At 40.1% G+C, this 14,738-nt stretch carries 4 protein-coding genes and 2 pseudogenes; 1 reads left to right on the plus strand and 5 read right to left on the minus strand.

Annotation, left to right across the window (positions count from 1 at the left end; translation table 11 throughout):
• Positions 1-6,590 (minus strand): Ig-like domain-containing protein (locus O3664_RS08165; RefSeq protein ID WP_371613881.1); only part of this gene is annotated, 6,590 nt, incomplete at its 3' end.
• A 473-nt stretch (positions 6,591-7,063) separates the two neighbouring features.
• Here O3664_RS08165 and O3664_RS08170 point away from each other — a divergent pair.
• A pseudogene (locus O3664_RS08170) lies at positions 7,064-7,294 on the plus strand (ISL3 family transposase); the annotation flags it as partial.
• Between the two features lie 33 nt (positions 7,295-7,327).
• Here O3664_RS08170 and O3664_RS08175 read toward each other — a convergent pair.
• From O3664_RS08175 to O3664_RS08190, 4 genes and pseudogenes are all read right to left on the minus strand, one after another.
• Complete coding sequence (locus O3664_RS08175) at positions 7,328-8,032, minus strand: cytidylyltransferase domain-containing protein (protein ID WP_084928872.1); 705 nt, start codon at positions 8,030-8,032, stop codon at positions 7,328-7,330.
• A 266-nt stretch (positions 8,033-8,298) separates the two neighbouring features.
• Positions 8,299-8,430, minus strand: a complete 132-nt coding sequence (locus O3664_RS08180; protein ID WP_261113938.1) for a hypothetical protein — start codon at positions 8,428-8,430, stop codon at positions 8,299-8,301.
• A 199-nt stretch (positions 8,431-8,629) separates the two neighbouring features.
• Positions 8,630-9,838: pseudogene (locus O3664_RS08185) on the minus strand (ZmpA/ZmpB/ZmpC family metallo-endopeptidase).
• Positions 9,801-14,327: a ZmpA/ZmpB/ZmpC family metallo-endopeptidase gene (locus O3664_RS08190; RefSeq protein WP_371613882.1), complete on the minus strand. Its 4,527-nt coding sequence runs from the start codon at positions 14,325-14,327 to the stop codon at positions 9,801-9,803. The pseudogene O3664_RS08185 and the gene O3664_RS08190 overlap by 38 nt, the downstream one beginning before the upstream one ends.
• Between the last annotated feature and the right edge of the window lie 411 nt (positions 14,328-14,738).

Consider the following 14,738-nt stretch of genomic DNA (forward strand, 5'->3'; position numbering starts at 1 on the left):
CGGTAGCCTGGGATATCTTTCTTAGGTTGTTCGCCTTCTTCTGTTGGATAGTTTGGAATTACGTTTCCTTCTTTATCCTTGAATGAAGTTGTAACTTTTTCGTAGACATGTTCTGTATCTCCATTTGGAAGTTTCTTAGTCTCTACGAATTTGTAGCCTGGAATATCTTTCTTAGGTTGTTCGCCTTCTTCTGTTGGATAGTTTGGAATTACGTTTCCTTCTTTATCCTTGAATGAAGTTGTGACTTTTTCGTAGACGTGTTCTGTGTCTCCATTTGGAAGTTTCTTAGTCTCTACGAAGCGGTAGCCTGGGATATCTTTATTAGGTTGTTCGCCATCCTCTGTTGGATAGTTTGGAATTACGTTTCCTTCTTTATCCTTGAATGAAGTTGTGACTTTTTCGTAGATGTGTTTTGTATTTCCTTTTTCATCCACTTCAGTCTTAACAATCTTGTATCCTGGGATATCTTTAGTTGGTTTAGTTCCATCTTCTGTTGGTGAAAGTGGGTTACCATCTTTATCAACAAATGAAGTATCAGGACGAACTGTTGGTGTGTAAGTAGCTGTTACTGGTGTGCCGTTCTTGTCTACACGTTTAACTGTTACACCTGTTGCTTTACCTACGAAGTCAGGGTCTGGTGTGAAGGTTACTTTACCGTTTTCATCGATTGTGTATGTTCCTTCACCTGGTACTTTCTTCTCAGTTGTGCCATCGTCAAATGTTGGTTTAACAGTTTCATCGATTTCAACTGGAACTTCCTTACCGTTGATTGTAACTTTTCCACCTTCAAATGTTGGTGTTCCTGATTGAGGTTGTCCTTTTGGACCTTCTGATTCAGTGTCTTTTGAAGTTGGCGTTACTGGAACAACTACTGGAGTGTACTTAGCTGTTACCGGTGTGCCATTCTTATCTACACGTTTAACAGTTACACCTGTTGCTTGACCAGTGAATCTTTTCTCTGGGGTAAAGGTTACTGTGCCGTTCTCATCGATCGTGTATGTTCCTTCACCTGGTACTTTCTTCTCAGTTGTACCATCGTCAAATGTTGGTTTAACTGTTTCGTCGATTTCAACAGTTTTTTCTTCACCGTTAACTGTTACTTTTCCACCTTCAAATGTTGGTGTTCCTGATTGAGTAGCACCTTGAACATTTGTAGTGATAACATCTGAACTTGTTGGTGTTGCTGGTTTCACAACTGGTGTGTAAGTGGCTTTAACTGGTGTTCCATTCTTATCTTCACGTTGAACTGTGATACCTGTTCCTTTACCTGTGAAGTTCTTCTCTGGTGTAAATGTAACTGTTCCGTCAGGTGCTACTTCGTATGTTCCTTCACCTTCAATAGTTACTGAATCAACAGGATCACCTGTTTTCGGATCTACCAATTTAGCTGGTTTATCAGATAATTCTACAGTTTTTTCTTCACCGTTAACTGTTGTTTTACCTGGTGTGAATACTGGTTTACCTGTTTGAGTTGAACCTTGAACATCTTCTGTTACAGCGTCTGTTCCTGTTGGTGTTACTGGTGCTACTGTTGGTGTGTATTTAGCTGTTACTGGTGTACCATTCTTATCTACACGTTTAACGGTTACGCCTGTTCCTTTACCTGTGAAGTTCTTCTCTGGTGTGAATTTCACTGTTCCATCTGGTGCAACTGTGTATGTTCCTTCACCTGGAATTACTTTTTCTTTTGAACCATCTTCGAATGTCGCTGGAGTATCATCATCCATTGGTACTTCATCAGCCCCTGGTGTGAATGTTGGTTTGCCAGTTTGTTCTTTACCTTGGATGTCTGTTGTTTCAGCTGGTTCTGCTGTTGGAACTACTGGTGTTACTGTTGGGGTGTATGTAGCTGTTGTTGGTGTTCCATTCGCATCTTTCGCTTGAACTGTCGCTGGTACTGGAGTACCTACAAAGTCTTTGTTTGGTGTGAATGTTACTTTACCTGTTGTTGGTTCGATAGTGTATGTACCAACTGTGTTTCCTTTATCATCTTTTGCCGGAATTGTTGTTTCATCAGTTGGGTTTCCAGTATCTGGATTAATCAATTTCGCTGGTTGCTCATTATCAATCTTCATAGGAACTTTATCGTCACCTTGAGTGAATGTTGGAGTTCCTTCTTGAGGTTGTCCTTGTACACCTTCAGATGTTGTTGGTGTTCCTGTTGGTTCTACCGGAGTGATGTTTGGAGTATAAGTTGTCGTTACTGGAGTTCCATTTGTATCTTTAGCTTGGATAGTAACTGGTTCAACTTCTCCTGCATATGTTTTATCAGTTGGTGTAAATACTGCAGTTACTTTACCGTCTACAACTTTAAGTGTGTAAGTACCGATAACGTCTCCCGCTGGGTTTTTAGCTGGTACTGATGTAGCTGGTTGTCCATCTTCATCTAATAGTGTAAATGAATCAGTTTTAAGTGGTACTTCTTTTTCAACACCGTTAACAGTTGCTTTACCAGGTTTGAATGTTACTTCTTTAGATTGTTCAACACCTTGTACATCTGTTGTTTCAGCTGGTTCTGCTGTTGGGGTTACGCCTACGATTGTTGGTGTGTAAGTAGTTTGTACTTTTGTTCCATTTTCATCTTCAGCTTGTACTTTAGCAGGTTGAACTTTACCAACATAAGTCTTATCAGTTGGTGTGAAGGTTACTTTGTTAGTAGCTGGGTCAATTGTGTATTCCCCTACTTTGTTTCCTTCTGGATCTAGAGCGTCTACTGGAGTACCTGCCGCTACCGGGTTACCTGAAGCATCAAGAAGAACCGCTGAGTTAGCTTTGATTGGTACTGATTTTTTCTCACCTTCGATTGTAGTTTCACCTTTAGTGAATGTTACAGTTCCATCTTGTACTTCACCTTGGATACCTGAAGATTCCGCTGGTGTTGCTGTTGGTGTGACACCTACGATGTGTGGAGTGTAAGTAGTGTTTACTTTCGTTCCGTTTTTATCTTCTGCTTGAACTTTAGCTGGAGTTACTTTACCAGTGTATTTTTTGTCAGTTGGTGTGAAGGTTACTTCACCTGTTGCAGGGTCGATTGAGTAAGTACCTACTGGAGTTACTCCGTCTTCAGCGTATGCTGGAGTTGTTTGTCCAGGTTGAACTTCATTTCCTTCTTTATCTAGAAGTTTGTGAGAGTTTTCTTTGATTGGCACTTCTGCATTTCCTTCTGTGAATGTAGGAGTTCCTTTTTGAGTTTCACCTTGTACGCCTGCTGAGTCTGTCGGTTTAGCTGTTGGTTCTACAGCTGTTACTGTTGGAGTGTATTTTGTAGTAGCCTTAGCTGTTACATCTTGTCCATCTTTGTTTCGACCTACTGGTGCTGTTAATGTTACATCAACACCTGTTGCAGTCCCTTTGAATGTTGGAAGTGGTTGGAATGTTACTTCACCTGTTTCAGGATTAATTGTGTAAGTTCCTTCTCCTTCAACTGTTACAGAGTTAACTTCAGCTTTCGTTTTTGGATCTACCAATTTAGCTGGGTATTGTGCACTTGGTGTTACTGGATCTGGAGTTGTACCATCACCATTTTTGTCTACATCAATTGTGAATTTAGGTGTTTTCTTCTGTTCTTTCCCTTGAATATCTGTTGATGTTTCAGGATTTGCAGTGATTTCCTTTGGAGTTACGTTTGGTACGTAAACAGCATCCATAGTTTTTGTAGCAGTTGTATGTGTACCATCATTAACATTCTCAAGTTGGTTTTGAGCTGTTAAAGCTGTCCATCCAGTAGACTCACCGTTAGTATCTACCGCACGAAGTACGATACCATCAGCTTTACCTACGAAGTTAGCTTCTGGAGTGAATGTGATTCCAGTATCTGTTACTTCATAAGTACCTTGACCTTCTTTAGTGTAAGTCTTAGCTAAAGTTCCATCTGGTTTAACAATCATGACACCTTCAGTTTGCACTTTCTTAGTTGATGCTAAACTAATTGAGTTACGTTGTTCAGTGTAACTAATTTTACCATAGGCATTGAATGTAGTTTTACCATTGTTAGAACCTAATTCAGCAGCATCAGCTGGCACACGGTTAATAAACTCGATACCAATGTTTTGTTTTTCACCTTGTTTACCAGTTGTTTCTTCATAGTCTCCACGTGGTGGGTGAACTACTTGGATTTGGTTATCTTCTACTTCACCTGTATATGCAATTCCTGTTGGATTTTCAATTTGTTTTTGATCTTTTGCGATACGAACACGGAAGTTTACAACATCTTTACTTGTATCCACTACTTGAGTATTCGTAAATGTTAACTCAACTTCTTGACCGTTTGAAGTTACTTCTGCGACATTTGATTCTTCACCTTTATCGAACTTACCATTTCCATTGAAATCGATAAATCCACGAACATATGCATTCTCTAATGTTCCCTTATATTTATCATTTCCATTTGCTGAGGCAAGAACTTTAATTTTATATGTATTTTCTGGTCCTCTAATTAATTGAACCTCTGGACGTCCTGTATCTTTATTGTTTACGACGTTTTCTGCAGAAACTAACTGATCAACACCTTCATCGGCAGAGTCCGTTTCATCATCTGAACCCACTCCAATTACACGAGTACCATTAACTGCCTCAGGGTCTGCTTTTACTTTCCCTAAGTATGGTTGTTGGATTTCTTCGATTGTGTTTGTTTTGTAGTTTAATGATTCTGTTCTAATAAAGTGCTCTGCTGTTCCATATGATTCTGGAAGATCTCCAAAATCAGATAACTTAATACCAATCATAGACGATTGGGCACCACCAGAAATCATAAACATTCCTACTTCAGAAGGACCAGCAGTCGCAACGATAGGGGTTGCACGTCCACCATTATCTTGGTATCCACCAAATACTTGTGATCCAAGACCAGCTGTTGCTGCATCAGGTGTTGAAAAAGCACCATTAGCTAACGCTTTTTGTACTCCTGCACTTGCTGTAGAAAACAAGTTTGGACTTGTTACATTTTTTAATTTCGATAATGGACCGTATGGTTTTGTTTCTGATTCATTACCAACCATTGCAACTAAATCCCATGGCGTACCGTTTGTTGTATAAATTTCAGATTCAGCATCCCCGATATCTTCCCCTGTAGTCATAACGATACCAGGTTTTGTTTCCTTACCATTGTAAGTAGCTTCAACTTTAAAAACTACCCCTCCAATAGTACCATTTTTTTGTTCTGCTCTATCATTTGTTCCAGCTATAGTAGTTTTATGTGGAGTTAAATCAAGACCGGCATTTTTAATATGAGACCAATTCGTTTGAGCAGATCCACCAATACCATTCGCTTGTCCATCTTTGAATACGTTTGGTGCAGATGAATCATAAGTATCTTCATTTGCAGTACCAGCTACACGATTTTTATAAATCTCAGTTGCATGGAATGGTTTTAATTCCTTAACCGTCATTTTAACGATATAACCAGGCATTAATTCTTTTGTAAATACTGAACCCACTTGTAACTGACCATTTGATTTTAAATCTGTCCAAGCTGTTGTATCAGTGAAATCTAACCATTGGATTTGTTTTCCTAAGTTTTGGATAGCTTTATCGTCTTTCCCTTTATTTAAGATAGGAATATCTGCAAGAGATGTGTATCCATGGTCTGCAAGCCATTTTTCACCTGTTTCAGTACTTGCATCTTTAAGAGCTGTTGTTTGAGCATCTGCCAAGTTGACTGCAAACTTACCGTCACGGCCGATTCCTGCGTTTTTCAATTCATTGTAAACTGCGAGGATTGATTCATTAAGGCGTTCCAATTGAGCATCTACCTGCTCTTTTGTAGCACTCTTATCAGCTAAAAGAGCCTTAGTTTCAGTAAGAACTACTTTGTTTTTAGCGACTGCCTCTGTGACTGCTGCCCTGTTTTCCTCTTTGACGTCAGCCTTAGAAAGTTCAGTCTCAGCCAATTTATTAGTTACTTCAGCTTCTGACGATACTTGTATAAGAGTTGTTGTAGCTACTGAAAGAGCTTTTTCAGCTGGAGTTGCTTTCTTGTCAGCTTCAGCTTTTGCCGCTTCTTTTTCAGTTGCTTGTTTTTTATCAAAACCAGCAGTGTTTGACTCTGTTACAACTGTGCTTAATGCTGATACAGTTTCTGCTTGGGCATCTAGATCTGCTTGACCAGCATCTGCTTTTGCAAGAGTCGCTTTAGCTGCAGCCAATACTTCCTTAGCTGAACTTACTACTGTAGCATCTGCATACTTTGCAGTTGAAAGTTTAGACTCCAAAGTAGCAATACTTGCTTCAAGGATAGCCTTGTTTACTTTTTTAGTATCTTCTACTTTAACTTCAGGTTTCACTTCTGTAGCTTTTTCAGTTTCTGGATTCACAGACTCTGTATTCACAGTTTCTGGATTCACAGTTTCTGGCTTCGCAGTCTCTACTGTTTCGGCTTTAGGCTCAGCCTTTTCCGTCTCCTTGTCACCTTGACTAGAAGCAGATGTTGTAATAGCTGTTTCAGCTGATTGTACTTCCGTCGCTGATACTACACCATTACCTAAGAACATTAAACCAGCCGCAATCGCTACTGATGCCGCTCCAAAGCTGTACTTACGAATGCCGTAACGAATGTACTTCTCCGCTCGAAAATCTTGTTGTTTCCCTTGCATGCGAGTAACAACCTCCTTATAAATTATTTCACTTTTTAATGTACTTAGCACAAAAAATCGGCACTTCAAAACACCTAACATAATAATGTTTTGCATATCGAGAATTTGTACTCTATACACAGCTTCATGATATCATATTCTCTCCTTACAAGCAAGCAATTTGACTAAAATTTACACTATAATAAATAAATAAATTTTAAATTTCAAACTTATTCTCTTGGTTATAATAGTAAATATATTTTTGTTTTTAGGTATTTATCCTTTTTTATTAATACTAAAATAATTTTTTCCATTTTTTATCAAATATTAGAAAAACTATTTTCAGAAAATATTTGAAAACTAAAATTCCATCTCTATAATATTTGTAGCAGCTAAATCCCCTGTAGAGATTATGGAGCCTATTTTGTTATAGAAAAAAAGCCCCATAGGAGCTATCATGAAAAGCAACTAAATAACTCATTAGAAAGAATCAAATGGAACAATTATATTTCACTACAAAAATTACTAAACATTAAAGACACTGGTATCAAAATTATAGATGTCGTTAATAGGGATACACACAATAAAATTATCGCTAAACTGGACTATGATTCCCCAGCTCACTCTGATTGCAGAAACAAAATGAAGAAATCTGACTTTCTAAGTTTCTTTAGCTTGAAACGACTGGTAGACCTAGCCGAATCCTTCTAAAAAAGCGTCAATTCACCGGCAAGGGTATTGTAGCAACGATGAGATCTTCATCCTTTTGATTCTCCTAGGTGGTGATGGTGCAGCAAGGTCTCAACGACTTCAAAGTCCAAGGCATCGTCAATATCATAAGAATAGAGTTTGGGCATTTCATAGGTTACTGTCTTATCTGTGTAAAAAGTCTCATCTCGTAGGTAACGATCCTTTCGAGAAATCCAAATACTACCGTTAGGATAGTAATAGACAGGCTCTTTCTGCCGAGCATAGTGCTTGGAAACTTGAGGCGGATGGATAAAAGGCGACTCTGCCATCTGCAAGAAAAGACTACGACTCTTGTCCGCTTTAACACAGGAAATCAAGTGGTCGGCGCCAGACTGACAGTAGAGTTGGTAGGACTCAACGAGGTGCTCCACCTCTCTCAAGGGTGAGGTCACCTGTAGATTTACAAAGACTTGCTCTTTCTCAAAGGGCTGTAAAAAGTCTCGTAAGGTTTCTAAGCTAGAGGTTGTTGATAGGGCCAATTCTTTTGGTCTGTGGACACAACGAATCTCTGGATAGGCTTGTCGACAGAGTTCTAGATAGGCTAGTGAGTCTGAGGAGACCCAGATGTCACTAAATAGCTTGGAGGCTAGAGCAACTTCTATGGTGTAGAAAACCAAGGGTTTGCCTGCAAGCAGTTTGATATTTTTATCCACTAAGCCACGTGAACCCGAGCGGATTAAAATGACGGCTATGGGTTTAGATGTTGCTTTCATAGAGTCTTCCTTTAATTTTCTATTGTATTAGACTAGTGAGAAAAGCTAGATTAATCAACTTACAACATCATAGAAGTTGCTATCTAGTAGTTCGCGGTATCTTTGGGTCACTTTCTCTAGTGAATAGTGAGCCGTCAGGGCGATATTTTCTGCATTTGACTGACATAGTCCGCCTGCTCTATATCCGAAAAGATATGAGGGACGAAAATCAGTTCTTTTTCTAAAAATCCTAACTTGATTAAATCTTTCTTCCAGTCAGGACGAAGCTAAGGACTCGATAGAAGGTGAACATATTCCAAACCCAGATATCGTGCTATACGAGCTCGATAGACCTGGGTACTCTCAAAGCCATAGCGACGGATTTCCTTGGCTGGATGAATGGTAACAATTCTCGACATGCTATACACTCTTTCTCTCTTATTTTCTACTTACAAAGGAAAAACCACCCTCACAAAAAGGCGAGGGTGGTTCATCCGTTACAATGCTTGGGGATTTCCTAGCAAGTTCCCCCTCAAAAGGACTTTATGCTATTCTATCACAAAGACTGACCATCCGCAAGATGGACTGGTTTAGACAGGATAGCTTAGGGGAGTTTTCTTATTGTTTATAAATCGATTCTCTGAAATCATCTGTGCTACGTAGGTAGGCATTGTAGATTTTTTGTTTTAACAAGTGTACCCAACTTGCAGGAGCATGGCTTGTCGTACGGTCAATGTTAGCCACATCTTTCGCCACTGCTTGATCGATGAGTTCTTGCATTTGGGCAGCTGAACGGATTGTAATCTCCTTGCTGCTGTTTGGTACACCAAGTTCATACTGAATGGTGATTTGTTTCAACTGATCTTGCTTACGAATACGTTGATCAAACATATCTTTCTTGAAATCAGCCCATGAAACGTATTTGTTGGCAAAGACATTTTTCAAGACGAGGCTATCAGTGATGAGTCCCACATCTTTTCCGTGCCAATCTGAATAGGTGATGTCCCCATTGCGTTTAGCTTCTTCTGCGTATTGGTTGGATACATATGGTAAGAAGCCATCTTGATATCCTTTTTCTGCCAACAATTCGTAGACTGTCTTTCTAAACATGATGTCACCAGGTGCACCCTTTGGATTACTGAGTGTAGCATAAATCGGTGAGAACATGCTGATAAGATGATAGCCATTACGAGTATAGTCACTCTTATCACAGTAAGCCCGACGGTTGATGATATCATTGTCAATCAAGGCATCCAGACTAGTTAGTTTACTTACTTCAGCATCTGTCAATGGACGAACAGAGTTTCCTGCATGAGTTTGTTTATGGTACTTGTCCTCAATGTAGAAATTCTCTATTTTTCTAAACCATTTTTTCTTGACATCATTAGACTTAGTTAAAATAGCATTGGCTTCCATAGCATCCAAGGTGTACAAGACATCGTACATACCGTGAACATACTCTTACAAGGCCGCAGCTGATGTGAAGCGGCTTGTCGGGTCATAAGTATGCAAGCGAGTTAGTGAATCCTTATCCCCTTTATAGAGAGTATTCAAGACAATAGCATCCTTATCTAGGTTGTCAGCAGATTGCAACAGTCCTAAGGCATACAACTCTGCTCCCAATCCTTCACGACGACCTTTTCCTTCAAAGTAAATATGTCCGTCAGAATTATGAACCATTTCATGGGTATAGACAGATGTTCCGTACTGATCTAACAAGCGGTCGCTGACATAGTGAACCTCAGAACCATTGGCATAGGCTCCAGCTCCTTTACTTTCCCCATACCACTTACCAGTTGGTCCAAAGAAGTTGTAGAATAGAAGCAATGGCCTTATCAGACAGGGTAGCCCAGTAATACTTGCTATTGCTATCTTTCATACCAAAACCATCTGAAACCATGACTGAACGGAAGAGTTTTTCTTTGTATTCTGGTGAAAGGAGATGGTACCAGATATCGTAGTGGTCTCGTTGCCATTCAGCCGACTGGTCGACCTTGCCACGAATATACTGACGCAGTTCTTCTCCTGACAAGACTGTATTATTAACACGGTCACGATAGCGTTCGTAGCCACCAAAGGCCAAAGTAGAAAGGTTTGAAATCACATAAACATCTTCTTCTGGCAATGTTAATAACGGTAGGAGCATATTTTTTAATTTCCAACTTGGGGCCGTAATACGGTCATAGACTCCCAGTGTATATTTACTATCCGGTGTAGCTGACTCTTGTTTAGCACGCACTTCTGGAATAGCTGATTTGCTCTCTACAATATAGGCCTTGGTATTTGTCTTCAACCATTCATTATTGGTTTTAATTGGTAGGAAGAGTTTTCTGTAAGACTCTAGTAAATCAGTCACTGTCTTACGACCTTTTGCAGCGGCCAATGTTGTTTCATAGGCACTTGTATTATTTGATGCCTTGAGGTTTTCCATACCGCTCTGACCTAGGGCAATGATGGTATCCAAGGTTGAAGCCTTGCTATTGCCGTCAAAGTCAAATTTATAGGTATTGAGGTCCTTGGTATTGATGTGATCATAGTTGATATTGTACCAGCGATTGAGGTATGTCAAACCAAGCAAGAAAGCTTCCTTGTTATTCTTAATTTTCTCGCTGATGTAGGTTGCTACACTATCTCCCATCGTATTGATAGACTTGTCCATGGCTAGCACTTTACGGAGATGTTCGCCGATATTGGCCTTAACTTTTTCAAATTCTTTATCCAAATATAGCGGATCAAGTGAAGCATCTGCCTCAATGCCGAAAACTCTTCTCATATCTGCTGAGTCATATTCGACTCCTTGCAAATCTGCTAGGACCTGATTGGTCACTTTCGTATAGTCAGATAAAAAGGCTTCTGGTGTAAAGATAAAGTTTTTGCCTGCTACGCTGTACTCTGCAATTTGTGTATTTTTGAAGTCTTCCTTATAGGTGACATCCAGATAACTGATTGTATTATCAGCAAAATGCAACATAAGCTTATTGATCTCTGCTTTATTGGCCTGAATATCTGTGATGATGTCATTGTCCTTCATGGGTACGACATCCAGCAGTTCTGTGGTATAGAACTTATCAGTAGGAGCGACTTGATTTCCATATTGAACCACTAACTCTTTGTTGTAGAAAGGCATCAACTTCTCGATATTGTGATAAGCGACTTTTCGACTAGCTTGACCTTGGTTTAACTGAGTATAGTCCACACTTCGTTGATTGTCCTTTAGTTCTTGACCTGTATCATCTAGTGTCACTGTCATACCATAAGACTGAACCTTTTCTCTAGCCTGGTCTTGGGTGATTGGGGTTGCATAGAGATCTACCTTCTTGTTATCAACGGTAGTGCTAGCGTCTTTGATGTCCGTTCCCTTATACTGGTCTCCTGTGATGGCATAGCCAGCTCCAGTATTGATCATGCTAACGACATGATGGATACGGCCATTTTGCCATGTAGAGCCAGCTATCCCCCCGACGCGTGGATAGGTTGTCGTATTGAGAATAGTTCCACTTGCTAGCGCATGAGAGACCAAAGCACCACCTTGAACTTTCCCTACAATACCTCCAGCAAATTGGTCATTGTTGCGGGCATTGCTAGAAATACTTGCCTCAACAGCTACCTTATCAATCTTAGCCTTATTACCAGATAGGAGCCCTGCTATACCTCCCACATAGTAAGGAGAAGCATCCGCATGCTTGGCCTGAATGCTACCTGTAAAGGAACTATTGCTTATTTCTGTATCTTGAGACTTCGCTACCAAACCTGCAACTGACTTGCTACCTGTCAATTGACCTTCTACAGCTACATTACTAATCTGGCTGTTAGTAGCCACTTTTGCTAGGCTGGCTGTGTCTTCTTGACTCTTAATCGCTACCGCTTTAAGATCAATATCTTTCACAGTAGTCTTGGTCAAGTTATCAAACAAGGCTGTCTTAAGGTCATAAATCGCAAACGGTTTTCCATCACTCGCACCGATAAGATTACCAGTGAAAATACCTGTCACATAGCTGGTTTGTCTCCTAGCTAAGGAAACCTCATCAGCTGTCATATCAGTTCCAAGTTTAAAGGTTCCAGCGAGATTGTCCTGCATGGCAGCAATCAGTTTCTTGAAGGAAGTATAAACTCCATTCTTGGACTGTTTTTGCTTATCAACTGTGAAACTATAGTTATCCTTGTATGTTGAACCCTCCTCTTGAACCAGTTCATTGAAGGCAACGGTTACCTTATATTTCCCATCAGCTGTTTCCTTAATAGAGCTAACTGGTAGCAACATTTCCTTCATCTTGTCTGATTTGACTTTGACAAAATAAGGGGACAAATCACTTGGTATTTCTGATAAATTCAAATAACGACGGTAGTGACCATCTTCCTTACCATAGAGACCGACTTCATCTATATCTTTGATTTCAATTTTCTTATAGTCTAACTGAAAATCTTTCGTCGATACTTCTGTACTTTCCTGATCAGATTGACCTAGATTATAGGTTAGATAAGTCTTAATTGTATAAGGAGTATAGTAGTCCAAGCCATCAATCGTTTGCTGGACTGATGGATCTTTCAAATTCACCTCTTTGACCAATGTTCCATTTTGGTAAATTTGGGCCTTAGCCTTAACAAAAGCAGACGTTGGATCATCTAAGTGATAGTTGACTGCTACTGCTTTTTTGCTCTCCTCTGTAACAAGATTAGTAATTTCAACTGTTGGTTTGGTTTTAACAAGACTACCAACCTTGACAATCTCTTTGGTTGGCTCTAGTTCTGTACGTGAGATTTCCTTACTAGCTTCTACCTTACCATCTACGAGATAATCTTCATACTCGATTGTACGTAAACCATCTTTCCCTTTCTGAGCAATTTCTCGGCGATTTTTTAAGATGGTCGCATCTTCGATTTCTTCAGTTTCATGAGGAATGGTTTCCGTTACTGTTCGGAGAGTACTTTTCAAAGGCAGTTCAGGTAGGGCTTCTGCTACAGCAGCCTCACCCCCGTGACCTGGCTCTTGCGTACCTTGGGTGCTAACGGGGTCTATATAAGACGGTTGAACGGATTGAACCAGGGCCTCGCCCTCGTGACCGGGCTCTTGCGTACCTTGGGTACTAATTGGGGCTGTGTAAGATGGCTGAACGGGTTGAACTAAAGTCTCGCCCTCATGGCCGGGCTCTTGCGTGTCCTTACTGCTAACAACTTCTGTAGACTCTGACACTATTGTCTCAACTGGAGCTTCCTCCTGAGAATCTGTGTAGGCTGGTTGTGATGGTTGAACTAGGGCCTCACCCTCATGACCGGGCTCTTGCGTATCTTTTGCTTGCACTACAGTTTCATTGTTTTCTTGTGGTTGAGGCTCTACAGGAGAAGATGTTCCTCCTTGCTGATTCTCTACCACTGGGTTTTGCGAAGCTGGCGGTACTGGATTTGTCTGTTCTTGATTCCCATCAGTTTGGCTTGAATTTGTTGCAGACTCTGTAGCTGGTGCTGGTTTTTGGTTTTCCTCCCCGCCTTTGACAACATTAGTATCCTTGCTTTCCTGACTTAGAGAAACTGCTGGTTGCTGACTAGTATCCTCATTTTTAGAAGATGGAGCCTTAGTTGCTGAGATATCTACATTTTCTAAGTTAGACTTGCTGTCATTTGACTGCTTGACAAATTCAGTTCCCATAGTCAAAGCTGCTGAATGAGCTGCAATCACTTCTTGAGATTGACTGTTTTCTGATTTAACCTTTTGATTTCCAGTAGATTCTGCTGGCTTGCTAGTTGTCGGCACAGAATGAGCTAGTTTGTTTTCTACAAATCCTAGATAAGTATATCCAGGAATATCAACCGGAGCTGGCAAGGCATCTCCTGAATGGACCGATAGTTGAGTGTTGTAGGCAGCCAGTGTCTCACTAGTCAAGGCAAGGGCAGTTGGAGACAGCAACTGACTTCCTAGACCGGTTACTAACAAGAATCGACTAATCTTGCTCTTGCCATCACGTCCCTTAAGAACCACTACGACCAGCAAACTAAGGCCTGCCACCAAGGCAACAGTCCCTAATGGAGAGCTAGTACCCGTATTGGGCAATACTTGATTTGCTCGATAAACCAGATAGTAGGTAGCGTCTGTTTTTTCCGCTACTTGTGGTAGGGATGTAATCAAGAGAGCCTTCTCTTCATCAGTCAAATCCGACTCTAAAACATAAGTATAATTAACGGTATGAGATTCTTGGGCAGATACAGTCTGTAGGCCAGTTCCCATCAAAAAGAAACACGCAACTGCCACAGATACAAGACCAACTGCCAATTTTCTTAACGAGAAATTCTGTCTTTCTTCTCCAGTAGTTTTGAAATTCATATTCCTTTCTTCTCCAGTAGTTTTGAAATTCATATTCCCTTCTTTTTACATTTTTAAATTAGTATATTAATTTATGGTAAATTATACAACTCTTTTCATTATACATCAATTTAAAAAAGATTCTAAGGATAGATATGCAAAATAGGGTAATAATAAATGGCGGTAACTATCTGAAAGTTCTATAATGAACTTAGCCACCTATTCTTCCTAAATGTTAGAAGGTTCAACTAGGTTATAGCTAGTCCTCGATTTCATTTGATAAGAGGCTTAAAGCTGTTTTGTTAGCTAATGCAGGAATAAGAAAACACCTTTTTGTTCACCACAAACACAAGAAAGGCATAGAGATGAAAAACAAATCTACCACAAAGGATAAACATTTGACAATCGAACAATGAAAAAAAGAAGTGACGA

The sequence above is a fragment of the Streptococcus sp. 27098_8_109 genome (assembly GCF_041432295.1).
Classification (GTDB): domain Bacteria; phylum Bacillota; class Bacilli; order Lactobacillales; family Streptococcaceae; genus Streptococcus.